This window comes from Paenibacillus alvei DSM 29 (assembly GCF_000293805.1).
GTDB classification, from domain to species: domain Bacteria; phylum Bacillota; class Bacilli; order Paenibacillales; family Paenibacillaceae; genus Paenibacillus_B; species Paenibacillus_B alvei.
The window spans coordinates 174,471-200,606 of record NZ_AMBZ01000002.1; the positions used below are offsets into that span (position 1 = coordinate 174,471).

Genomic DNA, 26,136 nt, shown 5'->3' on the forward strand with positions numbered 1-26,136 from the left:
GGTTCTCTGCCTATATTGGCATCCGAAACCTCAATGTTCCCGTTCTTAGCCTTGTTCAATCAAGCCATACCGGCCGTCATCGCGGCGGTATACAACATTGACTTCCTTGCTCTCCGCATTCGAGAATACGAAGAAGTTGTGGCCAATCATATTCATCTGCAGGATTGCTTCTTCAACGTCCATCGGCTTCAGCGTAAAGCGCTTCGTCCGTACGACTTCAAGATCATCCTCTTCCTCAACCGCAACTGGTGTTGATGTGGACTGCTCACGGAACAGATGCTCTGCCGCACCAACCTGACGGAACTTGCGGTTGGCTTTCGTTTTATGCTTGCGGATTTGCCGTTCCAACTTGTCTACGACACCATCGATCGATGCATACATGTCCTTGCTTCGATCTTCAGCCCGCAGCAGCAAACCCGGTAATGGGATTGTTACTTCAATATTGTGTACATCCTTCGTAACGCTGAGTGTAACATTAGCGCCTGAAGCAGGGGGAGTTTCAAAATACCGTTCCAGTCGGCTCAATTTCTTTTCGACATAGTCAAGTAGTGCGTCTGTAACTTCAATGTTCTGACCTCGAACTTTATATTCCATATAGCACTCCTCCTTTGGATACTTCTATTATACCATAGCTATGATGGAGGAATCAAAAAAACGGTTACAATCCGTTTACAATTCCGTATCCTTCATTACCCCTCAGTGGAGAAGGTGAAACGATATAAAAGGTTGTCAGAGAAGCTGTATTACGTCTGCCGTATTACATCAAATAGCAACTTACTTATAAGCAGGTTATAAGTAGCCCTGGGATACAGCCACAGAACAAATAAATAATCACTCCCAAAATATAAAAACCCCTGGCATTAAGCCAGGGGCGTGTAGCTAATCGGAATCATATATAATTCGACTCACGTCGGGTATGATTACAGTTTGATTACGTTAGCCGCTTGTGGACCGCGAGCGCCTTCAACGATATCGAATTCTACGGATTGACCTTCTTCCAAAGTCTTGAATCCTTCGGATTGGATAGCGGAGAAGTGTACGAATACGTCGTTGCCTTCTGCAGTTTCGATGAAGCCATAACCTTTTTCAGCGTTGAACCATTTTACTTTACCTTGCATGTCGATAACATTCCCTTCATCTTCAAATGCCGTGGAGTTTTTATCCTCCACAAGTTTGACTATATCACCGGGTGGAAGCGTTGTCAATGAGGAAAGGGATATTTTTCTTATTATTTAATCTGTAATATTTTTGGTTATTATTCATAATCGTTCTCGGCCATTCCCCTAAAATAAAATCAAAAGGCACGGGCTTATAGAATGTTCATAAAACAAACTTCATCCTACTGCCCGTTCCCGTAAAATCCGAAAAATCACGCTCTCAAAAGAGTATATACAGATCTCATTTACTTCATATTCAACCATTCGGAAACAGGTTTTATATGGCGCATTTTATCCAAATACATGCTTGCCTTCATGTTTTCGCCGCGTTCAACGCAGATATCATACAATTGACTCCAAATTTTAAATGATGGATCGATTTCGCTGCATTTACGGTAGTAATAGTAGCTAGATTCATCATCTCCGTTCAACTTCAAAGCTTTTGCTGCGATTTCAAATATGCGTGCGTTAAGTTTAGGGGAGTCGCTCTCCAAGAGAACATTCAGGGCAACTTCATGGAAGCCATACTGAACTAGTTTTTCACTTAAAATCAGTCTAATGTACGGATCATGAACATGGCTGCCAAAATAATCGATGATATCAAACTCTTGAGCATGCAGCACATCCTCCAATAAATCGGAGACATATTTATAAAATTCGTTAGATAAATCTTTTTCAGATACAACCATGCCTTGAATCATCTTTTTAAAATTTTTGATTCTTTTTGATTAAGATTTATATCCAAGGAAGCTCTATTATAAAGATTTTCGTCTCTTGTCACAAACGAAAGCAACAACATATCTCGGCCATATTGAGAAGATTGATCCCTTGCAAGCTCCCCGTTGACCGCTTCCCTCTCAAGCACCTCTTCGTATTTTTTATCCATAAGAAGCAGGAATCTTTGCATTTCATACGGTATGGAGACATTATATTCCTCAACATAATTCAGTAACAATGGATGACGTATCTGGTACAGGGCAATCAGCAGCAATTCCAGATCCTTGTCCGAATCCAAGTTCCATACTTGTTTGAGTATCCCATATAGCTGCTTTCTATCCCCGCCAGGGAAAATGTTCAGAAAAACTTTCAATGTCGGAAAACTATTTTTGCTTCCTTTCAGCGCTTCTAAGGCATGGTTCAGCGACTCTTCCCGACGTTCCTCTTTCAAATATAATTCAGCTAGCTGGGCATGGGCCAAATAAGAGCCGACGCCTTCTTGGGAATTATGGTACGTTTCCGACACTTCGCCAATCTCTAAGCATTTTTTGTAGCATGCTTCGGCATCCCGGAAGTATTCGATCTTTTCATATACGAAGCCTTTGAAATAATGCAAATCTGTATACGTAGGATATAAAGCGATACTGTCCCGGAACACTGCAAGCGATTCTTCGTGCCTGTTAAGCTCCATTAGACTTTGTCCCAAATATACAAGCAGTTTTGGCGTAAAGGTGTAGTTGCTTCCCGCAGCAAACGATTTCTTAAATGCATCAATCGCAGCCAAGTGTTCACCTTCAATTTTAAGCTGAACTCCAAGATTGTATAAATTGAATGCATCCGGATTTAATTTGGCTTCTTTTTTTATGATCTGCATGTTTCTCTTGTTTTTGTTCTTCTTATCGATTACGGATTGTTGATAACCGTCATGATGTATAAGGACGGATAATTTTCCATGTTTTAATTTTGTAGTCTCTGTATCAATATGCTCATGCAGCGCGCCTACATATTTAATTTTTGGTGAATTTCTGAACAGTCTAATGGAAGAATGGACCTCGTTAAATCCCGACCCCAGGTCATTTCTAATCTTTAGTATGTAGCAATCGCAATCTAAGGGTTCCTTCAATACACCCTTTGTCGATTCGTCCAAATACTCATCGGCATCGAGCTGTAAAATATACTCCCCGGTTGCAAAAGATATCGCATGGTTTCGTGCATCGCCAAAATGATGATTCCAATTATAATGATGAGCTGTAATTCCGCGTTCCTCTAATATTTGCAAAGTCCGATCAGTAGATCCCGTATCTACGATTACGATCTCATCCACAATATTTTTCACGCTGTCCAAACATCTTTCCAAACAAGACTCTTCATTTTTCACAATCATACATAATGAGATCTTGGGACGTGTCATAACACATTCTCCTTCAGTCATGTTGTTTTATCGTAACAAGAGCAATCGTTCCATAGCAGGCTTAAAGCCGAATTCACTACATCGTTCATAACAGTCCAAGGCTTGCTGCTTCTGTCCCGCCATTTCATAATAGATGCCCAAATTATAAAGAGCCTTGAATGTACCGACTCCCACATGAGATTCATATTGCGTATTTGATACTTCACCCAGCTCTACGCAGCGCTCAAACAACTGCGGAACTAAGTGAAATTGAGTTACGTCCAAATTATCGACGATTGCACGACCCTTCATAAAATATAAATCCGTATAATCAGGGTACAGAGTAATGGCCTCATCAATAATAGACGAAAAATCGTTGTATTTTTTCACTTGCAGCAGAACATGACATAAAGAATAGATGATATTAGGCAGGCAATAATGGAAATCTTGCGATGCTGACTGATAAGCCTGACGAAGATATATTTCTGCCTCGGCATATTCCTTTTGGATAGCATGTGTTTTGCCTAATTGATATGTAATATATGAGTTATCCTCGTTTTCCGAGGCTTCTTTTCTTAACAATTCAATATTTCGCGTAATTTTCTGTTTTTGATCAATAACTTCTTGCATGTAACCAAAATGATTAAATTCGATATCTGTATCGATACTTTCTGGTACATTTCCTTCCTTACATAACTGTTCATGTATACGCCCCATATATTTGAATTTCCCGTTATTCGGGAACATTCTGGTTGCGTAACTAATGGATGTATTTGCATCATCCGTATAATTTCGAATTCGTATTCTGGCTGCCTTGCTCTTATTTTCGTTCAAAAAACGTGCGGTATCATGTAACGCTTGAACAGTGCGATGATCTAGCCGTTCGTCTGCGTCAATCATAAGAACTATTGGAAGATTCGAATGTTGAATCGCCGCATTTCGCGCCTTGCTAAAATCGCCTTGCCAGGGCATTTCTATCGTTTTTGCCCCCATATAGGATGCTATTGAAACGGTATCATCCTTGGAACCTGTGTCAACCACTACAACCTCTTCCACATACGGAAGTACCGAAGCAATACTCTCCTTTATAAAGGATTCTTCGTCTTTGACAATCATGCAAGCGGAAATTAAAGATTTCATTATCCACATCCCTTTTATAAAAGATACGGCGCCTAGAAAACTAGACACCGTATCCTTTACTTAAGCATTAGTTATAAGTGTATCCTCCGGCAACAATGCCTTCTTGTCCATCTGGGTTCACGACTTTTACGTCAACCGGACCTTTGACAGGCGAAGATGGCGTTCTGACTTTCAACGAAGTAGAATCTACAAATACCGTAATGGCCTTCACTCCGCCGAAATAAACGGTAGTCCCATCTACGAAGTTAGCTCCGTTAATGTAAAAGATATGTCCGCCAGATGAAGATCCACTTGTAGCCTTCAACTCCGTGATAACTGGAGCCGGTTTAGGCGGAACTGGCTTATAAGTAAACCCGTTAGGAAGAAAACCTTCCTGGCCAAGACTTGATACCACTTTGACGTTAACACTTTCAGGTTTTGCCCATTGAGGTGTTCTTACCTTCAACTGAGTATTGCTTACAAATGTAGTGACTGTTGCTACGTCATTAAAGTAAACTTGTGATCCTGAATCGAAGTTTTCACCGTTGATGGCAATTACGATAGGACTGTTATATACGGTTGAATCCGGCGTAATATTCGCAATTGTCGGAGGCGGCGGAAGCTCAAAGGTATAGCCCGCTGCCAATACAGCAGATTGTCCGTCCGGATTAGTCACCGTGACGTCTACGCTTTCTGGTTGTGTCCATGCAACAGTACGAATCCGAAGTTCAGTATCACTCACAAATACTGTAACTACCTTCTTGCTGCCCAATGAAATTACTGCTCCGTCCACGAAATTCGAGCCTTTCACTGTAACGATTTGATCGCCCTTCATCGTTCCCTTGTCTGGGGAAAGAGAAACAATTTCTGGTTTAGGTGGCGGTGGCGGCGTTACATAAGAAAAGGCCTTAGGAAGTTCCACGGACTGTCCATCCGGATTCGTTACCTTAATATCTACGACTTCCTCTTGCGGCCAACTTGGCATAAGAACTTTCAATTGCTCGCTGCTCATAAATACAGTCACTGCATCCTTGCCACCGACAGAAACTTTAGCACCATCTTTAAAGCCCTTACCGCTTACGAACGATGCCTTTCCTCCGGCGAGGTAACCTTCATTTGGAGAAATGCCATCAACCGTTGGTGCTGGATCTTTCTCCGGTTCTTTGTACGTAAACGCTCCGTCTAGTTTTCCTTCTTGATTATACACGTCCGAGACTGTAATACTTACGCTCTCAGCTTTGGACCACGCAGGAGTCTTGAAACGAAGTTCGCTATTGGACACGAACGTAAATGTTACCGGCTTATCTCCAATCATTAACTTATTATTAGAGGAGAAGTTAGTCCCCGTTACCGTAACAGTAGTCCCGCCGGCTATCAAACCATTATCAGGATTCGCCTTAACGACCGTTGGTGCCGGTGGCGACAACAATTCATAACCTTCCTTTAAGGTCGCGGATTGTCCATCCGGATTAGTCACTACGACATCTACTTTTCCAGGCGTACGCATCTCTGGTATTCTAACGCGTAATTGCTTATCACTTAGAAAAGCAGTTGCGGTAATCTGTTGGCTTCCTAAATAAAGTTTAAAGCCATCTTTGAAATTTTCACCATTAATGTATACGATATTCCCGCCGCTTACAGGTCCGGAAGCCGGGTTTACGCTCTCAATTTTAGGTCCCGGTGGAGGCGGTGGCGCAACAAATGTATATGCTTGCTTTAATGTACTGACTTGGCCGTCCGCACTCATAACGGTTACATCAACAGTCTCTTCTGCTGCCCATTTAGGAGTTTTGATCGTAACGCTATCAGGCGTAACAGCCGAAACCACAACATTGGTATTATTAAATAGAACTTTTAAACCGGAAGCAAAATTTTTACCGGTCAGAGTTACCACTTCTGAACCCAGAGTGGAACCCTTGTCTGGATTCACCGTCAATAATTCTGGAGCCGGAGGCGTCAAATATTGATACGCATCTTTCTTTACTGCTTCCTTGCCGTCCGAATTGACTACTTTGAGGCTTACTAAGCTTCCAGTAGTCCATTGCGGCGTTCTGATTCGGATTGTGTTGGAATCTACCACTGTCACAACGGAAATTTGTTTATCGTCAAAGTACAGCTTAGCACCTTCTCTGAAATGATTACCTTTGACATTAACCAGCGTGTTGCCTTCAATTGGCCCTTCAGTGGGCGAAATGGATTCGATGATCGGTGCGGGATACTCATATTTGTATCCATTAACCATTACAGCTTCTTGCAAGTCCGGATTGACGATTTTAACGTCTACGGATTCGGCTGTGCTCCAAGCTGGAGTTACAAAACGCAGTTCAGTTGCAGAAATAAATTCAACAGGAACTTCCTTATTTTTAAGGAACAGCTTAATATCTTGCTCGAATTGAGAACCTGTAATCGTTACCTGTTCTCCACCCAAAGTCGATCCGACATTCGGAGTAATAGATGTGATTTTAGGCCCTTCAATATACGTATACCCATTTGGCATATTAACTTTCGTACCGTCAGGGTTTGTTACTTCAACCGTAACCGCTCCGCTGTTTGTTGATGCAGGAGCTTTTACCTTTATTTCCTTTTGGGTAACCGAGTTGGTCGTGGCGGAGTTGTCTCCGAACTTAACGACAGCGCCATTCATGAAATAATCACCCTTAATGACTACTTCATTCCCCCCGGATACAGGCCCTTTATTCGGTACAATTTCCGCAATGACGGGCTGCGCATGATAGCGGAATTTTGCCGTCGCTTGTTGACCGTCATCGTTCTTGACGGTAAGAGTAACTTCCCCTTGCACTCCCGCCGGCGTCACTACGACCAGCTTTTCGGGACTTACATATTCAACCGAAGCCGCTTCCTTATCGCCGAATAAAACAGTTGGTTGTGGACGGAAGTTTTTACCGGAAATCTCAACTTTTTGACCACCTGCCACATCTCCGTTATCTTGAACAACCGTCGTGATGACAGGGGCAGGATATGTAACGTTAACATGAGGATGCTCAACTTCAAATGCCTGTCGAGTGCCTACATGATCTTTATAATCGACTTTAATTTTTTCTGAGCCTACTGAAAGATCGCCAACCTTGGAACCTTTAATATGACGAATCTTGTATTTGAAAGTTAGGACTTCATTTTTCAGCTCAAGGAATTTCCATTCCAGCGTATTTCCCTTTACGGTTGGCTGCGGAATATTATTCTCATAGGATCCAGGCACGATTTCAAATTCGGGTGCAACCGAATCGGTAACCGTAACATCATATGCACTTGCCAAGCCGATTTCTTTAACGATATCTTGGTAAATTTGATTCAATCCATTGGAACCTAATACAAAATGATGGTGTTGAGTCGTCGTGGCCATTTCCTTCATCAATAAATTCGGTGCGCTTTGGGTTGGATCTTCACCCGGCAACAGCAAAGCAACCGTATAAAACACGATGCCCTCTTGTTTTGCCAGCTTAGCTTGCTCCAACGCCGCCTTGCGGGCGTTCTCTACCGGTTGAGGATGAGTTGCTTCCCCATCTGTCAACAAGACAATGACCGGCTGCGCATCAGGACGATGGTTGCGCAGCAAACCTCTTGCACTCTCGATAGCACTCGCTGTTGCCGTGCCACCCCCAGCCTTAATCTGATCCACATATTTGTTCAAATCACCAGTATTCGTGGTCATCGGCGTGGAAGAAAGTTCCGTACTAAAATCGACGATACCAATCTGATGCTTTGTAAAATCCACTAGATTAATGAAGCCTTTAGCAGCCGCTTTCGCATTTCCAATTTTATCTTCATTGTTATTTCCTTTTTGCGGCATCATACTGCCCGATCGGTCAATGATAAGGATGATATCGTTTGGCTTTACGTAATTGACCGGGTTTGAGCCCTTAACGTTGAGAGTAACTTCAGTCTCTTCCCCTTCTACCATGCTCAAGGGGTTTACCGATTTCTCAACATTTACAATTTGGTCTGCTTGAACTCCACTTGCTGCAGCTGATATTGGGACATTAACAGCTGCGAGCATAATAATTAGTAAGAGATTCAGCCACTTTGGCATGAACTTCTTCATTAATATAGGCCTCCCCAAGTTACTGTTTTTGATCAAAGAAGTAAGGAGTCGTAGAGGACATTAACTTCGTATACGGATTAGCTGTCCTGTTCCCTGCCCCCAATTTTTGGATGTCTCGGTTCTGTGCATTTTTATCTTCAAGAATGAACTGTACGAGTTGTTCGTGCAACTCCTTGACTAAGGCAAGATCAGAATGAATTGCAACAGTTAGCGTGCTTTGCTTCAATTTGGCATAGATCTCATCCAGCTCGGGCGCGAACTCCTCATAACGCTCAAATTGGTAGTCCTGTAGAAGCTGACGATATATAGATATCATTCTGCCAACAATTTCTGAAGGGTGATTTTCATTGTTACTCATATTACTTTCCACCCGTCTTTAATTGCAGCAGTGCCTGCTTCCAGGTTTCGACCATTCCCTTAGCGAATTCCAATACATCGTCAAGCATTTTGACATCTCTGATGATGATGAACTGTGCGATATGCTGATTGTAGAACATATAGAGATTAGCCAAATCCTTTGCAATATCATAGTCTGTATTAAGTGTCACGATCAGTTCGTTAAGAATCGAACGCACCTTATGCAAGCTGTCGTTCATCTCTGCATACTGATGTTGAGAATATAATTGCTTTGCTCGAAGCAATGATTTGACCATCTCCTGATAAAGTAATAATGTCAATTCACCAGGACTAGCTGTCTCTACCTGAACTTTCAAATATTGCTGTTGTCTCGCGTTCTGCATCATTAACATCTCTCCATCAGTTTTCATTCTTGTCGAAGCATTATTGTCCTAATTGTTGTGCAAGCCATGAACCTTGACTATTCAACTTCTGCATCGCCTTTTCCATTGCAGTAAATCTCTTGTAATAACGATTTTCAATATCCTGCAGTTTTCTTACCCATTGCTTCTCTTGATCATTGATATCTTTTAATTGTCGACCAATAACGCTGTCATCAATGGATTCTAACAGGGTCGCGGAGCCCATTTTTTCGTTACTTTTTTCATTTGCGCATCGATTTCTTCGTATAATCGATCGCCGATCCCCAATTCGGAACGACGCTGCTTAATGTTCTCCGGCGTATCCGGCTTTGTTGAAGATGTCTTCAGAAATAATTGCTTAACCTCATCAAATTGGTTATTGATCGCATCCGTCAATTTCTTTTCATCGATCTCCAATTTGCCGTTGTCTTTATAGTTTTTCGACGTTGTAATTCCGATTTGAGACAACATATTCAATTCGCCGCTCGGAATACCTGCCACTGGAAGGCTTAAAGAGCTTCTTAAAGATTGTAACGCCCCCTGAAGCATGCTGTCGCCATATAATGTTCCTTGACGCGCTTTTTTCTCCCACATCTCGATTTGTTTTTCTGACATGGCCTCTTTTTCTTCTTCCGTGAGCGGCGTATAGTCGCGATTGCGTCTTGTCGTCGTCATGGTAGAAACCTGGTCGACCATCTCATTGTATTTGGTTACGAAGTTTTTAATTTTGTCTATCAAACCGGATTTGTCGGATTCTACGCCGATCGATGTTTGGCCAACATCTTTCAGCTGCAATTGAACGCCATTGACGTTAATAGTATTGCTTGTAGACGTTATGGGCGCAGAATTATTCACGCTATATTCCGCATCCGAACCTGTAGAGCTGCCTGGAGTAATATTGAGCACGCCCTGCAAATTACCAGGAAGCGATATGTCGATTTTTGCGCTTGAACCCGATTCTTTGGACATCAACGTTACGCGCTTTGTATTTTTGTCAAAAGAAGCCTGCACGCCGCTTTTAGCGGCTTGCGCATTGATATTCGCTATTATCGCTTCTATATCGTCATCTGCTTTAACTTCTATATCCACGCCGTTGATATTAATCATTCCCGCCTCATTAAGAGGCTTACTAAGGTCGGCGGTCATCGGGCCGCCTATCGTCGTTGCGGATGTGGCTAATTTGTCTACTCTGATTTGAAAAGCGCTCGCTATGCTGCTGTTGCTCGTAACAACCCCAGCGACCTTTTCATTAGATGAAGAGGCTTTCGTTTTATTGAACGAGCTTTCAAATCGAATATCGTTCGCCGCATTTCTGAAGTTCAATAATGCAGTATTAGCCGTACGATAATCCTCGCGTTGCCACAGTACAAGTTGCTTCTTTCTGTTCAGCTTGTTCAGGGGCATTTTTTCGCTTTTCATTAAATCGCTAACTAATTTATCAATATCCATGTTCGAAGACAAACCGCTTATCCGAATTGGTCCACCGATGCTTGGCATTTTTCTGGCACCTCCTACATTCTTTCATCAAAAAAACACCCGCTCGAATACAGATGTTGTACATCATATCCAAAATCTTTTCACTTGGTATTTCACGTATAACCTCTTCCGTATCGTTACGAATAACCATGACCATGATCGTATTGGTCTTTTCGTGTATTTTGACTTGGATGTGGGTTTGGTTAACGCTTAATGCTTCATTGCACTTATCTGTCATTTCTTCTAAAGAGTATTTTTTCCATGGTACTGCCCTGATTCTTTTCCCGTGCTTTCCATGCTCAATGATGCAATATCTTGTAAGGTTAACGGATTAGGGAAAACATTGTGCGGACGGTGTTCAATCCTCATATCTGCAATCCCCTCAAAATTAATAGGTTAATCGGTTGAAACGAATGTTCCTATTAAAAAAGGCCGACCGGTATCCCGGCCGGCCCAGAGCCTGCATTAACGGAGCAATTGCAGTACTCCTTGAGGTTGTTGGTTAGCTTGCGCCAGCATTGCTGTAGCAGCTTGTTGAAGAATGTTGTTCTTCGTGAATTCGGACATTTCTTTAGCCATGTCAACGTCACGGATACGGGATTCAGCAGCTTGCAAGTTCTCTGCAGTTGTTCCCAAGTTGTTGATTGTGTGCTCAAGACGGTTTTGAACAGCACCCAAATCGGAACGAATTCCGGAAACAGCATCAATTGCAGTTTGGATCGCTGTCAAGTTGGAAGCCGCTGTAGCATTCAATTTACCCGCAGCAGCGGACAATTCTGTTACAGCAGTTTTGTCGATGGAAAGAGCAGTAGAGTCTGCTTTTTTCAAAGCCAAGGAAATTTTTTCCCCGGAATTTGCACCAACTTGGAAAATTACAGTGGAAGCTGCATTCAACAATTTCTTCGTGTTGAATTGTGTTTGCTTCGCGATATCATCGATTTGGGAACGAAGTTGATTCACTTCAGCGTCGATTTTCTTAGCATCTGTAGTTGTCAACACTTCGTTCGCACCTTGAACCATCAATTCGGACATGCGTTGAAGCATGGAATGAGTTTCATTCAAAGCACCTTCAGCTGTTTGGATCAAAGAGATGCCGTCCAAAGCATTCTTGGAAGCTTGTTCCAAACCGCGGATTTGGTTACGCATTTTTTCGGAGATCGCAAGACCTGCAGCGTCGTCCGCAGCACGGTTGATGCGGTATCCGGAAGACAATTTCTCCAAAGATTTAGCTTGAGAGAAGTTGTTAGTCGTCAATTGACGATGAGCATTGTAAGAGCTGATATTGTGATTAATACGCATAATTAAGTTCCTCCCTGGAATCGTTTTATGGTGCTCGCTTCCTTGCTTACACCCTATTGGTCAAGGTCTGTTCTTCGGCCGATAGAATCATACGTTTGACCTACTATTTTATATATCGGCATTGGTTTGTCGAAGTTTATAGCTAAATCATTTTTTATTCAACTTTTTTTCTTCAGCATCATCTTTAGCACTTCAAGTTGCTCTTTCGATAGATCAGACTTTGCAGCAATTTCGTTTTGTTCTTTAATGCTTTGAAATATTTCCTCTCTGTATACGGAAATATCCGAAGGAGCATCGATTCCAAGCCTTACCTGGTCGCCATTTACCTCTACCACGGTCAAAACAATGTCTTGTCCAATCATAATTTTTTGACCTTTGGCTCTCGTAAGCACCAGCATACTATCCCCTCCCTATTGGATACTGCAACTGATATTGAGGGCCGTCCAAAATAATTTGAGCAGCTTGATTATTAGTTACGTTTATAATTAATGGGGCTCTTAAGTTCAAGGTTGTGTTAGAATCGGATCTGGCCGTAAGAATAACACGGACAACAATTTGCTCTTCGGATGTTATATTCAAAGTTTGCTTTATTTCCTCGCTAAGCTCGAACTCATACTCAGGAGCAAACAAAAACGGATCGACGATCATAAATGTTAATTGTTCGTTTATGGCACACTGTAAACACTCTATCGGCAAATTAGGCTCGATTGAATGAACCCATGCATACCCCTTAGATTCTGGAAATCCCAAAATGCCATCGTGAAACGCAATCATATCTTTTTCTTCAACATGAAAATCGCCAAGTCGCGCAGATCGCACTACCATTCTAATCCCTCCCAAAATAAAATAGCTATAAAGAACATCAATCGTTCTATATAGCTACTTCATACCTTCTATACTACTGCATCTAATTGTTTGCCGCTACTCGAAAAAAAGATATAGTTATTCTGAATCAAGTACGGATTCACCTTGCCAGGATAAAACTCCATTTTCGGGATCGTACGCTCAAAATTAAAATGTACGCCGCCGGGATTCCACTCTGTCTTCAATTCGCCCGGAGTGTATTCTACGTCGACATTATCATAACTTGGCATACCACATATTTCGATTGGATATTGTCGAAACATTCGCTCTCTTGCTATCTCTCCAAAGGCATTTTCCTTTTTGTGGAATGCCATCATGCGATCGCCTTCGCTCGCTAAGTTCGCAATGTTCTGCATCGAGATTTGGAGTGATTCTTGCGCGATTCGATCCGTCACTTCCTCAAATCTAGCCCTTCCCAAGGCTGACCAGGCTTTACGCGAATCAATATTCAATTTCCCATCGCTGCGATCCATCTGAACGGACACTTGCTGCTGAGAGATTTCTAATCGTGAAGGCGGAGTTTCAATATTCAACTTAGCTGCCTCGCGCTCCAAGCCGACTCTTGAGAATTGTTGATTGATCTGGATATGAGGTATATTCATCCCCTATCACCCTATCGTAAGAAATCTAGCAGACTTGGGCGTGAAATACGTGCAATTGTGTCAAGAGAAGCTTGGAATATGCTTTCTGCAGTCTTTAATTCTGTGATCACCTTAGGCATATCAATATCTTCCGTTTTTGATTGCAGGTCAATATAATTCAGATTTAGATCTTCTAAACGGCTCGTCGTAAATTCCAAACGATTTTGTTTAGCCCCAACCTCTGCTTGCCCTATTACCAGCTTTTCTAACATTCCTTGCAGCTTAGGAATTGCCCCTGAAATTCCACTAGTATTGTCGTTGAGCAATGCAGTTTTCATATCATTTACAATTGTAAATATGTTATCAGCATCTCCAAACTTCCCAAATACCTTGTCACCTAACATATTCACATCAACATAAATACCCGCGCCAACTTGATACTGTACTATACCATCATCTAAACTATACTTTTCGTTAGCTGGATCATCTGGATAAGGCTTCTGATCTGTACGTTGTCCATTAAAAATATATCTTCCCTTAAACTGTGTATTCCCTAGAGATACCAGATGAGTATATAATTGTTCAACTTCACGAGCAATATTCTCACGCGCATCTTTAGGTACAGTATCCGTACCACCTTGAACAGCGAGTTCTGATAACTTCTGTACAATTTGAGTAGCTTCGTTCATTACAGTATCAGTAAACTTCAAAAAGGAATCAGCATCATCTACATTCTCAGAAAATTGCGTCGTAGAACTAATTTCAGCACGATAATGCAGAGCACTTGCCACGCCGACTGGGTCATCGGAAGGACGGTTCAGGCGACGATTTGTCATAAGCTGCTCTTGATATTTGTCAAGACGCTTATAGTTATTCTGCAAATTTTTCATCATGGAACTGCTCATCATCGATTGTGTTATACGCATGTTACTCTTCCTCCTTATCTGCCGACGACGCCAGTGCCGTTAATGAGCTTATCCAGCATTTCGTCCATCGTTGTAATAATGCGGGATGAAGCACTATATGCATGTTGGAATTTGATCAAGTCCGACATTTCCTCATCCATTGACACGCTGCTAACTGCTTGACGCAGACTGTCCGCATGATCTGCGAGCAGCAAGCTGTTCTCTACCATTTTCGTTGCATGGTCAGCATCTGTACCAAGCTGCGCCACGACGGATTGCACATAGCTGTTAATCGTCGCGGATTTCGTAACTGCACCTGGTTGTGAGAAGCTATAAACTTTCTCCGCCAAACCAGCAATAAGCAAAGCCATATCGCCGTTCCCTTGCAATGGAACTTCTTGCGTAGTGCCGTTTGGCCCTTGGCGTACTTCTGTGCGCATCGATGCCGCAATATTCTTTACATCACTCAATATGTCAGCATTTACTCTCATATTGCTTGCAGTGATAGGTCCACCATTTTGCGATACAAAGAAGTCGCCGCCTTGCTTAGCAGGCTCTTGTAAAGCATAGCCCAACTTGTGCAAACCATTAAGACCGTTTACGGTATACTTTGTATCGTTCATCAGCTTACGTGGGTTAGAAGGATCCGTAACTGCATTTGGTATAGATACCCCTGGAGGCAAGATAGTGCCCGCCGGCAAGGTAACTTCAACTGGCCCATTCGCAATCGTATTCGCGATGATGTCCAATTGGCGTTTATACTCTGCCACATGGATATCTCTCGATTCCACGTAACCTTTAATCTCGCCATCTGTCAATGCGCCAATATCACCATCAGTAATTTGCGTCATCGCCATATTGTCGACTACAAGCGTGCCGCCAAAGGTTACCTGATAGCTGTCTTCTCCTTCCACGACATTCACATTGCCAAGTCCAGATAGCTGATCAACCAGCAAATCCCGCTTGTCGCGTAAATCGTTGGCATTGTCGCCAAGACCCTCAATGCGTTTAATCATCTGAGTCAAATCAGAGATTTGAGTAATATAGTTGTTAGCCTCGCCAATTTTGACGTTAATCCGCTCAGTCAAGTTATTTTCGAGCGTGTTCAACTGGTTTGAGATATGGTTGAACGTTTCCGTCAATGCAACCGCTTTTTGTTGTACAACGGTACGCGCGGAGAGATCGGAGTTACCTGGATTCTTACTGAGCAGCTGCCAAGCATTCCAAAACTCTGATACGCTCTTTGCCAAGCTGTTATCCGAAGGTTCATTGAATACGCCCTCAATATTGCCAAGCGTCTCCTGCTTCACCTTCCATGTGGAATGCACCGTATTCTGATTTCGATATTCGATATCCAGCAAGAAGTCACGCACTCGGCGGATACTATCCACCTCGACACCCATTCCTAATTGGTTCGGGTTCTTAGACAAGTTATACATGCCCGGATAATCAATCGGACGTGCAGCCGTCAGTCTTGCCACCTGACGGGAATAGCCAGGCGTATTCGCATTCGTAATATTGTGACCTGTTGTGCTAATGGACGTCTGGTGGGCCATAATGCCCCGCTTACCAATCTCTAATGTATGAAAAGTCGAACGCATCGCTCGCTTCCTCACTTTCTCCGTAGCTTCACACTTCAGCTTTCTATCTGTTGTCTAGGTAAAGCTGTACCTTTATAACCTGCTTCATCCTTGCTTTTACGCTCTTGTGTCGAACATACTGCGTGGTGTGCTCGAGTTTCCCTGTGCCGGATGCTGATATACGACCTCATCTTCCGGACGGCTCATATATAAATTCAATGAGTATTCGACAAAGGACAACGATTGTTGCAGCAGCTCCTGTAAGATTACATTGCGTTCCTTCAGCTTGTGTAAGGTATCGGATAAATCCCGCTGAATATTGAGCAGTTCCATTCGTTCCTCCGCTTGGAAGACAAGCCGAGCAATTTCCGTTACCGTTAAATTCAATTGGGAACGTATGCCCTTCTCCTGTAGGAACTGCTGTGCTATCTGCTGCCGCTCTCCTTCTGCTTCAGCAACCTGCTTCAGTAATCTGGATTCCTTCGTCATCAGCTGCGACAAAGCTTCGACATCGTTCTTGATAATCACCTGCTTCTTCTCTTCTGCGATATCCAGCAATTGTTTATGCAAATCGTTCAGAAGCGTAAGCGATTCAATGATTTGCTGCACACTCACACCAGTTCCTCCACTCATTCGTTCTCTTTACGGAACAAGGGAAGAAGCTTCTCTGCTATCTTATCCGCTTCCACATGGTATGTCCCGGTAGATACCGCCTTTTTCAAATCCGCAATGCGCTCACTGCGCGCAGGATCATTCACGCGATTCTGTGCGTCAAGCATCTCCTGTGCTTCTGTCGAGATGATAAGCTCATCCTTACGGGAAGGCTTCTGCGACGCACGATGCATTGCCTGCTGCTTTTGATAATATTGAATCGCGCCAAGACGCTGTGTTTCATTAATTTTCATCTCATTCACCTCGTTCCATAAGACAAACTCAATTCATTACAAATCCCTATAGCAAACCATGCTTCAATCTCATAAATACCTTCAAATACTTTATACGGTCGCCTTCTATCCAGTCAAAAAGAAAAGCCGATAACCTTTACTAAGATTATCGGCGCAGTGTCAAGAATTATTTAGATGTAATGTCATGAATCTTTTGAAGTTAATCTAAAAAATCCAATTTTAGAGAGTTTTGTTATTGACAATCTCAAAATTTAAATTATTCACGTTCCCGCTTCGTATCAATGACCCGGTACGCGCCATCCCCCGTGCGAGGAGCTTCCTTCGTCTCTTCCGCACCGACTACCGTCTGTGTAAATTCCTTCACCAGGCGATTTCGACAAGGCTCACACATATTGCCCTCGCGAATTGGCTTATGGCATATTTCACAGTCATAGGTCAAGTTTGGTGCTTGGTATATGGAAATGCGCCCTTCTTTAATAAAACGCGTGATTTGACGAACGCTTACTTCTGTCGCTTCACTCAGCTCCTGCATCGTGGCTTGACGCTCTTCACGCAGATAAGCAACACAGCGTTCATACTCCTGTTCGATTTGTTTCAAGCAGTTTGGACAGAGATCTCGGAACGCCTTGGCAAAAAGAATTCCGCAGCGCGGACAATTGCTCAGCTCCATGTCATTCGCCTCCTTCGATGCTTCATTTCTTCATCATATCGCAATATTCGGCAGATGACGAGTAATTTTTTATTCAGTTTGACTAAGCTCTCGCCCACGTATAGCTTACGATTGAAACTGGACAGCCCAGTCCCCAGCATATGGACGATAACTGGCGAGAACATGCTCGCAATGTACTGCCTGTTGTGTATACATCATCGATCAAGAGCAGGCGCACTTCTTCCATTCTACTTACTTCCCTTGTGCAGTGTAAGGCCCAAGATTCCTGCAGTAATTTTAATGCTGTATGACGCAGTGTGAATGCATGCTCCATATTGTGCTCCCTTCCTGCACGCGTTTGCTTGCTTTGCTTCTCCGCATCCTGAACACGTGCAAGAAGTTCTATAACTGGACGTCCCCACTTCCCGCCCAATGCTCGCGCAAGTTGTTCCGCCTGGTTGAACCCACGAGCATAGAGACGCTCCCTAGTAGTTGGTACGAAGGTAATGAAATCGGGCAGAATTTCATCCAATCTTCCCTTGAATAACTTAGCCATTTGCCTTTCTTGGGTTCTTAGACCCCACACTGTTGACAGCAACGGTTCATATGCGAGCTGCATCATGTTAAGCACAATCTGCTCATACTCTCGATTTCCCTTAAATTTATATTGTGCAAGCCACTGCTTCATCCGATCGTCATATTGAACTACGCTTCGATTGGCTCTTAGACCATCATTTTGCAATGGATGCCGTCGACAATCTGGACAACGGATCGCACGTCCGCAATCGGAACAGCCTAGCGCATCAATCCATGGAATAAGATGGATACACTTACGACACATCAACGGCAGAAGGTGCTGTTCATAGGGAATAGGTGGACGAGAAGGAGCTGTTTGATTTATCTGAATCGAGCTTTTACAGATCATACACGTATACAACTTCGGCCTAAGCAACGTTCCATACATCTTCTCCATCCATGCCCCCAGTTGCATTCTGCTAACCAATTCGCTGTATCCTCTTAGCTTCCGACAATAAATAGCCTTTCCTAGCCGCTATTCGATTCATGTCCCGGATTTGGCGCACCGCAGACCGCTGCGATCGGTTCCATTGTGGGGAGCCGAACACAACCGTTCCTGAAGGATCATCCTTCGAGCGCCCTGCTCTTCCCGCCATCTGTACAAGCGAAGCTGCATCAAACAGACGATCATCCGCATCGAGGATAAATACATCGCTCATCGGTACCGTTACTCCCCGCTCCAAAATCGTTGTTGTAACAAGCAACCGTATTCTCCGATCCCGAAATTGAAGCACCTTATCTCCGCGATTCTCATCTGCTGCTGATGTACCTTCTATCAGGACACCCTGGATATGTTGACGCAGCAAGCGAACCATCGGTTCAACTTGACGAATACGTGCAAGGAATACGAACAACTGTGCACCTCGAGTTACCGAATGGCTCATGCGTGCAAGCAGTATAGCGGGAAGTTTGTTCACAGATAGACACTGCGCGACTGTGGACATTGTAATATGAGCAGGAATCGGCAATGGATGCTGGTGATAACGTACAGGTACCCTCGCATGAGATAATCTGCCGCTTCGAACGTTCTTCTGCATCTTTTCTGGTGGTGTCGCTGATAAAAACACAAACACACCTCCAGGGCGACAAGCACGTTCTGCGGTACGTTGGAGCACGGGATCATTATGATAGGGGAACGCATCAAGCTCATCAATAATTACCAAATCAAATGCCTCCTCAAATCGAAGCAGCTGATGGGTCGTCGCCAGCGTAATATCTCCTTCTCTCCAGCGTTCCGGACTGCCGCCGTATAAGGTTACAACCTTATTTCGCGGGAACGCCTTCTCTATCCGTGGTTTTAATTCCAGCACAACATCGCGTCTCGGAGTAGCGATCAATACCCGTCCATGCTGCAACAGCGTATCTTCAACAAGCGGAAAAATCATCTCTGTCTTTCCAGCTCCGGTAACGGCCCACAACAAAAAGACTCCCTTACTTACACTTCTTAACGCCCCCTGCTTTCGAATTACCCTACCATTCCGACTTCGCACTCCCAGCTTCAAATCTCGATTCTCCCTTCGAACTCCATCGATATAATCCAATGCTTGTCTGCTTGCCTCCAGCTGTGCGGGAGAAAGCCCCCACTTCTCCAGTTGTTCCTCTCGCAGGGATCTGAAAGCTACCTCTCCACCGTCACCACGATGAATCTTACCTGCTATCAAAAGAGAACAAGAGCGACAGCGACCCAAATTCAAGCATTGTGTACACGTCCAGCATTGAACGGAATGACAAGTTGAGCAAGAAGAACCACTCAAACCCTCCGAACTCCCACAGCGACCGCATTGAACTGTGATCGAAGCTTTACGCATAAACCTCATTACTCGCTTCAATGGAGATATTTGTTCGCTGCTTGACAGTCTAACTCCGTCCTCATGACTCGCATAAGACATTCCTGCCCGCAGCTCCAGCCAACCTTGCAGCCACCCCCATTGGAGGAGGGAATATCTCTCTTCAATCCATTGCTCTGCACCCCGATCTCGCAGCAAATGAACCAATTCTTCATCCAAAAGCAGGCGTCCACGAATCAAACAAGCCAATCGATAGGCATCTGTATCCAGTGCAGCAGCATATGCCTCAAACTGCGGATTGTTATACTGATGCAATGGGCTCGGCAGCTTCAACGTATTCGCCTGATCCTGCCCCGCTGTATAGGACACGGAATGCTCTGCGACCCGATACGCAGACATTTGCTTCTCCATTACCAGCTTGTTGGATGTAGGCTCTGAATATGGCGATTCGATAATGGCAACAGCCAAGTGCTCCTCCACCAGCATCCGCTTCATCTCTTCCTCAAGCTCCTCCACACATGGAGAGAGAATTTCAGCAAAATAGCGAATCCAGCCACGTTCCCCCCAGCGATCCATTGCTTCTCCTGCCATAAACTGCTCCAACGCAGAAATGCCAATCTGTATCGGCAGCTGTTGCTGCAAGACAACCAGCTTCGATCCGCGGGATTGACTATTGTCCCCTGTCAGCCAATAGCTTACATCGACACGCCAATCCATGGTAATGCCCGAGTGCCATCCGTACTCCGTTCGCACGGCATAAATTCTTACTTGCATGAATATTCCCTCTCCTTCGCCATACGGCTCACCGGAGCATGCTTGCTACTTGATGTCTGGATGCGCATCTGCCAAATACGCAAAAAAGCACACCCCACCCGTTGTATCAGGTGGCATGTGCTTCATGCCCAGCGCCTTATCGTATTTGTATAAAATTGTATACGAATCGACGGGTTCTGACAACCCTAAACTTCAATAAACATCGAGAAAGTAACCGATCAGCATATCAAAACCTGACAGTCCCGTCCTCTCGCACAACACCGCTTACAATGCACTGCGAGCCTTGAAGGGAACCTTGCGCCAATCTTCTTGGCGCCGGGGCTCAATAACGACCAACACTTCTTCCTCTGATTGACGTTGCTTCAATTCGTTCAGCGTCATATCTAACTCATCCCGCTGGATTGCAAGCAGGCTCCAGCTCACTTCGTCCCTTTCCGTTACACGCGAAGCAATTGGGAACGTATCGTCAGTGGAACCGCTATCCACGAACGTGAAATGCAGCTTCCGTCCCTTCAGCCAAGCAAACCAACTATACGCACGAATCACCCATTCGATATGGCGTTCATCATTTTCCGTCACAAGCACGACATGCATCCAAGGCGCTGGTCTAACACGTACGAGCTGCTGCCATTGATGAGCAAGATGAACAGCCGCTATCGCGAGTCCGAAGCATCCCACAATCCAACATAGCATTGCGATCATGCGGCCACCTCCTTACTACCAAGTGTATGCCGCAATAGATGCCGGGGTGACGGACAGGCGCCATCTGAATAATGGTTCAGATATAGAAATAGATAGTTATAAAGTTACCCAGCCGTTCTTAATGGAATTGATAACCGCTTGTGTCCGATCATCTACTTCCATCTTTTGCAGGATGCTACTGACATGGTTCTTAACTGTCTTCTCACTGATGAACAGGAATTCACCAATCATCTTATTGCTCTTGCCTTCGGCCATTAAGCGAAGCACTTCGGCTTCACGTCTTGTCAATGGATTATCTTCAGCGGCAATAAACTTCACGCCTGCATCTCTCGATTGGCTGCTCACGATACCGTTGCCATCAAGCAGCGTCATCCGACGAAGCTGCTGAATAAGCTTGCCCGTTACCTTCGGATGGATGTAAGCATACCCTGTTACAACCGAGCGAATTGCATTAATTAAAGACTCCGCCTCCATGTCTTTCAACAAATAACCGGAAGCTCCTTTGCGCAGCGTTTCGAATACATAGCTTTCATCGTCGTGTATTGAAAGGATGATCACCTTTACATCCGGAAAAATATCCCGCAATCGTTCTGTTGCAATAACACCATTTTCGATTGGCATATTGATATCCATCAGAACAACGTCCGGCACTTCTTTATTGCAAAATTCCAATACCTGAATGCCATCGCCACACTCGCCAATAACCTCCAGATCGTCCTCCATGTTCAATATACGCTTCAAGCCCTCACGAAAAAGCTGGTGATCGTCAGCAAGGAGTACTTTTATAGCTTCTGTGTCCTTCTTACGATTCTCCATAAGGTTGCTTACTCCTCTCTCTTATCCACATTCGTCGGAATTTTTATCATGATGCGAGTTCCACGGTTCTCCGCCGAATGAATTTCCATACGGCCCTCAAGCAGCTCTACCCGTTCCTGCATACCCAGCAGGCCAAAATGAGCATGTTCTTTCGACTTCTCCTCCAGAGACTCTACCTTGAAACCAAAACCATTGTCGCGCACGACCAGGCGCACTTCTTCTTCGTCATACGTCAATTCACAGGTAACGAAGGAAGGATGCGCATGCTTCGCCGCATTAGTGAAGGCTTCTTGCACCAATCGGTAAATCGCAGCTTCCATCGCAGAGCGCAGCCGACGTTCCTGACCTCTAACCTCGAATGCAGTCTTAATTCGATGCTTGTCTTCGTAATCATGTATAAATTTTCGCAGTGTCGGTACAAGCCCTAAATCATCCAACGCCATTGGACGCAAATTAAAGATCACCTTGCGGATCTCTTCCAAGCCGAAACGAACTTGCGATTTTAAATCTACTATTTCGTTCTGCACCATTTCAAATTCCTGCTTATTTAGCATTCTTTCTACAATTTCCGTCCTAAGCACTAGATTGGCAAGGGGTTGTGCAGGGCCGTCATGGATTTCACGTGCAATCCGCTTCCGCTCTTCTTCCTGCGCCAAAATGATCTTCAAACCAAGCAGTTGCCGGGTTTTGGCTGATTCCAATATCCGTGTTACCTGACTCAGATCACCAGATAAATATTCAAGTGCGACACTCATCTGAGAACCAATTGTCTCCGCACGCTCAATCGAGCCCTCAATCGCACGCAGCCGCTTCTGAATATCGTCTCGCCGGGTTTTTAAGTACCCTTCCTTTTCCCGATACATCATTAGCTCAAGCTGAAGCTGTGTGGCCTTTTCATAGGCCTGCTTGATATCTTCCTCTGTGTACCGGACAAAATCGCGACTTACATCCGTCAAACGCAAACGAGCCAGACGATAGTTCCGCTCCAGCTCGTCCACCTTATCACAAATCTCTGCGGTCTGATCCATAACCATCTGCAGCTCTGTGCTCATTGAAATCGCTTCGTTACGAGACGAATCTAATATTTCATAGATTTGATATTTGCTTTCTTCCATCACTTTGATGGCGTTCTTAATAACGCGATCAATGACATCGACTTGATTATCCACTAACGTTCGGTCTCCTCGTTCATAAAAGGATGAATGGAATTTCATCCTTTATGATACCACATCAATGGATGGTAATGGACTTCGTATTTTGATCCCATTTTACAGTTAGGCCTAATTGTTCCGACACGAATCTAAGCGGGACTAAAGTCCGACCTTGACGAATGATTGGTGCGACATCAGAAGTAAGACGAGAGCCGTTGCGCACAAATCCCTTCTGATTTACGATCATTTCAAGGAAACGCTCGCCGCGCATAATCGTGACGGATTGTGCAGATCCATTCCAGAGCGCTTCGCCCCCAAATGCATCAAGCACAACACGCACTGGCACATAAGTTGATCCATTCAGCACGATTGGTGCAACGTCCATCTTCTTCACATCGCCATTCACCTTGGAAGACTTGCTGTTCACTGTCAAATTCATGGTAGCGGATGGGAAAATATCAGAAGAACCAGCTGGCAGCTGTGCAGTTAAGTTATCAAATGCAACCGCTCCTTCAGTTGCACGTTCATCCTGATCTTCCTTGAAGTTAACCAAATATAACCGTTTCAGCTTAGCTGGATAGGATATACCTAGTGATGATAAATCGACTTCTACCTTCTTCCACCCATCCCAATTAATAGATTCTGCAACATTCACATAGTGCGCTTTCTTGTTGGCATCATGGATCTCTAGTCTCAAGTTGTTAAAGCTCTTGTCTCCATAGACATCGAACTTCAAGCCACTAGTGCCGCTAGGAAGATCTATGCCTGTAGAACCATTTAGCTCCGCATAGGCAAACTTATCCACATTGCCGCCTGCCTTCATATCATAAGACAACTTAATCACCTTATCATTGGATCCACGGCCGCCAAATCCGCCTTCTATGCTCGCTTGTCCCTTCGTACTACCCTTAGGCAATCCAGAGAAAGACACACTCGTACTTGATTGATTGAAATTATCGATCTGCTTTTCTGCACCAAGTGTCACTGGAATCATCGTCTTTAAGCCATCGTAGCTGGCAATGGCATAGCCAATCTTCGTTCCTGCCGGAACGGAGTCAACTCGAAGCACTCCATCCACAACTTTTCCATTGAAACCGCGAAGCTCCCATTTGATAGCAGATGCAGGCACTGTAGCCTTATTGCCATCAAGCAATGTAGCCTTAATCGGAACTGGAACGCTGGCTCCTGCAGTAAGTGGAGCGGAGGACGTAGCAATTTGCAGACTCGATAGATCCTTCGCGCCGATGACCGTAATCTCTGCCTTTGTCTTAGCTCCTCCTGTTGTAGCTACGATCGTTGCCTTGCCTGACGACTGTGCGACAAATGCATCCTTATCCCACTTCATCTTTCCATCAGCAGAGCTCCATTTTACATCCAGATTAGAAGCATCTACAGGATTATAGTACTCGTCATATGCCTTCATGCTATATGTTGCTCGCTGACCGATAAACAGCGTTTTTTCGCCACTCAGGGTCATACCTTTTACTTTGCCAGTTGGGGCTGTCGTGAACACACCAAGACCATTCACAACAGAGCGGACATTGTTGCCGCCCTCTTTCGTTTCATGCGTAAGCTTCGTATCAAACTCGCCTAATGGCCGATTCGTCATCGTCGTGGAACCGCCACCGTCCAAATTCACCGCTTTCCAGACGCCAGCCTGCACTAATGCTTGCTGAAATTCCTTCAACGTAAAGCCAGAGCTTACACTGTTCGATTCAGCTGTAACAATGTAAGCATATCGCCCATCCTTGGAATAGCCGACCGCTGTACGGGCCGTCACACCGCTGCCGCTAATGCCGCTCGTATCACGCGTGAAGCTAGATGCCTTGCCGTTCTCTACAAGCAGTGTATGACCGCTAATCATCATTTGGAAGGAGGAAGGGTCTACCGCTTGTCCCGATGTCTGTGACGTCAAACGATAATCAATCTTAACCGCTGTACCAACTTCCATCGTACGACGCATGAAATCAGCTGCCTGCCCATGGCCTCGCAAAATAACGCCATCTTCCGGAACCTCAATTGGAAGAGCGCCCATATCAGAGATTTGCTCTACAACTCCATTGCGCACAAGCACCTCGGTCGGGGTCGTCGTTGTATCATTTGGACGCTTCATCCCTGACCAAGCATTGGTGTAAATGTACATGGCATTCATGTGGCTGTGCTGCTTTCCAGGCTCTTTATCATATTTCATCTTGTTGATGCCAGACAAAGGGAAGGTTTGGCCATCGTTCAGTGCCACACTGCCTGTAAAGCGGTACTGATCAATGGTTGGAGTTCCACTCTTCGTCACCGCAAAAGCATACATGCCCGTCAGCTCCGCTGGACTTGTAATCATGACTCCTTCAGAAATAGAACCTCCCATCGGTACTTGATCGGATCCCATCATCCAATAATCTCCGTTTACACCCGCAACAGCGCCCGTTTCCTTCGTCATTTTCGTGACGGGGTTACCAGTAGCTGTCTTGCCGTTCTTTCCAGTCATCACATCCAGCTTAATATAAGGATTGCGCAAGTCTGCTTCTATCATATTTATCCGTGTCTTATATGTCTTCGAGCCTCGCTGTAAGGTATATTGATAGGTAACCAATCTAGCGCCTGAGGTAAGAACCTCTTCACTGATTTTTTGCAAAGAATTAACTGGTGCAACATCCCCGCTAGAAGACTCAATCGGTGCATCCGCATAGACATAGCTTCCCCAACCGAGTGCAGGCTGTATGAACAGTGCGCCGGACAGTACGACTGCAGCAGCCTTAGTCCCGAATCGTCTGGTGTGCTTGTGACGAACGGAGTAATTTGATTTCCCCATGTTTTTCTCTCCCATTTCAACCTGTTATGTATGATTATCGATATGTTCGTACCAAAACTCTACT

Annotated in this window: 26 protein-coding genes; all 26 read right to left on the bottom strand. The window is 44.5% G+C overall.

Annotated elements, in window-relative coordinates; genetic code table 11:
* Positions 1-45 precede the first annotated feature (45 nt).
* The 26 genes from hpf to PAV_RS07365 all read right to left on the bottom strand — a co-directional run bounded on the left by hpf (position 46) and on the right by PAV_RS07365 (position 26,072).
* Entirely contained in the window at positions 46-594 is a 549-nt protein-coding gene (hpf, locus tag PAV_RS07250; RefSeq protein WP_005544701.1) for a ribosome hibernation-promoting factor, HPF/YfiA family, read from the bottom strand.
* A gap of 326 nt (positions 595-920) precedes the next feature.
* Positions 921-1,118, bottom strand: coding sequence for a cold shock domain-containing protein (locus tag PAV_RS07255; protein WP_040735677.1), 198 nt, complete (start codon positions 1,116-1,118; stop codon positions 921-923).
* Between the two features lie 284 nt (positions 1,119-1,402).
* Entirely contained in the window at positions 1,403-1,858 is a 456-nt protein-coding gene (locus tag PAV_RS07260) for a hypothetical protein (protein ID WP_005544703.1), read from the bottom strand.
* Complete coding sequence (locus tag PAV_RS07265) at positions 1,855-3,285, bottom strand: glycosyltransferase (protein WP_005544706.1); 1,431 nt, start codon at positions 3,283-3,285, stop codon at positions 1,855-1,857. The genes PAV_RS07260 and PAV_RS07265 overlap by 4 nt, the downstream gene beginning before the upstream one ends.
* Positions 3,286-3,312: 27 nt before the next feature.
* Positions 3,313-4,404, bottom strand: a complete 1,092-nt coding sequence (locus PAV_RS07270) for a glycosyltransferase (protein ID WP_005544708.1) — start codon at positions 4,402-4,404, stop codon at positions 3,313-3,315.
* Between the two features lie 67 nt (positions 4,405-4,471).
* Positions 4,472-8,443, bottom strand: a complete 3,972-nt coding sequence (locus tag PAV_RS07275; RefSeq protein ID WP_005544710.1) for an IPT/TIG domain-containing protein — start codon at positions 8,441-8,443, stop codon at positions 4,472-4,474.
* A 19-nt stretch (positions 8,444-8,462) separates the two neighbouring features.
* Positions 8,463-8,801 (bottom strand): hypothetical protein, encoded by a 339-nt coding sequence (locus tag PAV_RS07280; protein WP_005544711.1) that lies wholly within the window; start codon positions 8,799-8,801, stop codon positions 8,463-8,465.
* Between the two features lies 1 nt (position 8,802).
* Complete coding sequence (gene fliS, locus PAV_RS07285) at positions 8,803-9,186, bottom strand: flagellar export chaperone FliS (protein WP_005544713.1); 384 nt, start codon at positions 9,184-9,186, stop codon at positions 8,803-8,805.
* Between the two features lie 37 nt (positions 9,187-9,223).
* A complete protein-coding gene (fliD, locus tag PAV_RS36830; protein WP_005544716.1) occupies positions 9,224-9,427 on the bottom strand; it encodes a flagellar filament capping protein FliD in 204 nt (67 codons plus the stop codon).
* Positions 9,406-10,698: a flagellar filament capping protein FliD gene (gene fliD, locus PAV_RS07290; RefSeq protein ID WP_005544718.1), complete on the bottom strand. Its 1,293-nt coding sequence runs from the start codon at positions 10,696-10,698 to the stop codon at positions 9,406-9,408. Before fliD (PAV_RS07290) ends, fliD (PAV_RS36830) begins: the two co-directional genes overlap by 22 nt.
* Positions 10,640-10,984 (bottom strand): flagellar protein FlaG, encoded by a 345-nt coding sequence (locus PAV_RS37530; RefSeq protein ID WP_420798660.1) that lies wholly within the window; start codon positions 10,982-10,984, stop codon positions 10,640-10,642. Before PAV_RS37530 ends, fliD (PAV_RS07290) begins: the two co-directional genes overlap by 59 nt.
* A gap of 158 nt (positions 10,985-11,142) precedes the next feature.
* On the bottom strand, positions 11,143-11,976 hold the full coding sequence (locus PAV_RS07295) for a flagellin N-terminal helical domain-containing protein (RefSeq protein WP_005544722.1): 834 nt from the start codon (positions 11,974-11,976) through the stop codon (positions 11,143-11,145).
* Positions 11,977-12,134: 158 nt separating this feature from the next.
* Positions 12,135-12,374, bottom strand: a complete 240-nt coding sequence (gene csrA, locus PAV_RS07300) for a carbon storage regulator CsrA (protein ID WP_005544724.1) — start codon at positions 12,372-12,374, stop codon at positions 12,135-12,137.
* A 1-nt stretch (position 12,375) separates the two neighbouring features.
* Positions 12,376-12,801 (bottom strand): flagellar assembly protein FliW, encoded by a 426-nt coding sequence (fliW, locus tag PAV_RS07305; RefSeq protein ID WP_005544726.1) that lies wholly within the window; start codon positions 12,799-12,801, stop codon positions 12,376-12,378.
* A 68-nt stretch (positions 12,802-12,869) separates the two neighbouring features.
* Entirely contained in the window at positions 12,870-13,442 is a 573-nt protein-coding gene (locus PAV_RS07310) for a DUF6470 family protein (protein ID WP_005544728.1), read from the bottom strand.
* Between the two features lie 11 nt (positions 13,443-13,453).
* A complete protein-coding gene (flgL, locus tag PAV_RS07315; protein ID WP_005544730.1) occupies positions 13,454-14,347 on the bottom strand; it encodes a flagellar hook-associated protein FlgL in 894 nt (297 codons plus the stop codon).
* A gap of 14 nt (positions 14,348-14,361) precedes the next feature.
* Positions 14,362-15,927 (bottom strand): flagellar hook-associated protein FlgK, encoded by a 1,566-nt coding sequence (gene flgK / locus PAV_RS07320; protein WP_005544731.1) that lies wholly within the window; start codon positions 15,925-15,927, stop codon positions 14,362-14,364.
* Positions 15,928-16,023: 96 nt separating this feature from the next.
* Positions 16,024-16,521, bottom strand: a complete 498-nt coding sequence (locus PAV_RS07325; protein ID WP_005544733.1) for a flagellar protein FlgN — start codon at positions 16,519-16,521, stop codon at positions 16,024-16,026.
* Positions 16,522-16,535: 14 nt separating this feature from the next.
* A complete protein-coding gene (gene flgM, locus PAV_RS07330) occupies positions 16,536-16,811 on the bottom strand; it encodes a flagellar biosynthesis anti-sigma factor FlgM (protein ID WP_005544737.1) in 276 nt (91 codons plus the stop codon).
* A gap of 256 nt (positions 16,812-17,067) precedes the next feature.
* The gene (locus tag PAV_RS07335) at positions 17,068-17,481 is read right to left on the bottom strand and encodes a TIGR03826 family flagellar region protein (protein WP_005544739.1); all 414 of its coding nucleotides are present in this window, start codon (positions 17,479-17,481) and stop codon (positions 17,068-17,070) included.
* An 82-nt stretch (positions 17,482-17,563) separates the two neighbouring features.
* On the bottom strand, positions 17,564-18,463 hold the full coding sequence (locus tag PAV_RS07340) for a ComF family protein (protein WP_005544741.1): 900 nt from the start codon (positions 18,461-18,463) through the stop codon (positions 17,564-17,566).
* Positions 18,456-20,597: a helicase-related protein gene (locus tag PAV_RS07345; RefSeq protein WP_005544742.1), complete on the bottom strand. Its 2,142-nt coding sequence runs from the start codon at positions 20,595-20,597 to the stop codon at positions 18,456-18,458. The genes PAV_RS07340 and PAV_RS07345 overlap by 8 nt, the downstream gene beginning before the upstream one ends.
* 264 nt (positions 20,598-20,861) lie before the next feature.
* Positions 20,862-21,299, bottom strand: coding sequence for a hypothetical protein (locus PAV_RS07350; protein ID WP_005544744.1), 438 nt, complete (start codon positions 21,297-21,299; stop codon positions 20,862-20,864).
* Between the two features lie 96 nt (positions 21,300-21,395).
* Positions 21,396-22,115, bottom strand: a complete 720-nt coding sequence (locus tag PAV_RS07355; protein ID WP_005544747.1) for a response regulator — start codon at positions 22,113-22,115, stop codon at positions 21,396-21,398.
* Positions 22,116-22,123: 8 nt separating this feature from the next.
* Positions 22,124-23,284 carry a sensor histidine kinase gene (locus PAV_RS07360; RefSeq protein WP_005544750.1) on the bottom strand — a complete coding sequence of 387 codons (1,161 nt, stop codon included), beginning with the start codon at positions 23,282-23,284 and terminating at the stop codon, positions 22,124-22,126.
* A 61-nt stretch (positions 23,285-23,345) separates the two neighbouring features.
* Entirely contained in the window at positions 23,346-26,072 is a 2,727-nt protein-coding gene (locus tag PAV_RS07365; RefSeq protein ID WP_005544752.1) for a stalk domain-containing protein, read from the bottom strand.
* Positions 26,073-26,136 lie beyond the last annotated feature (64 nt).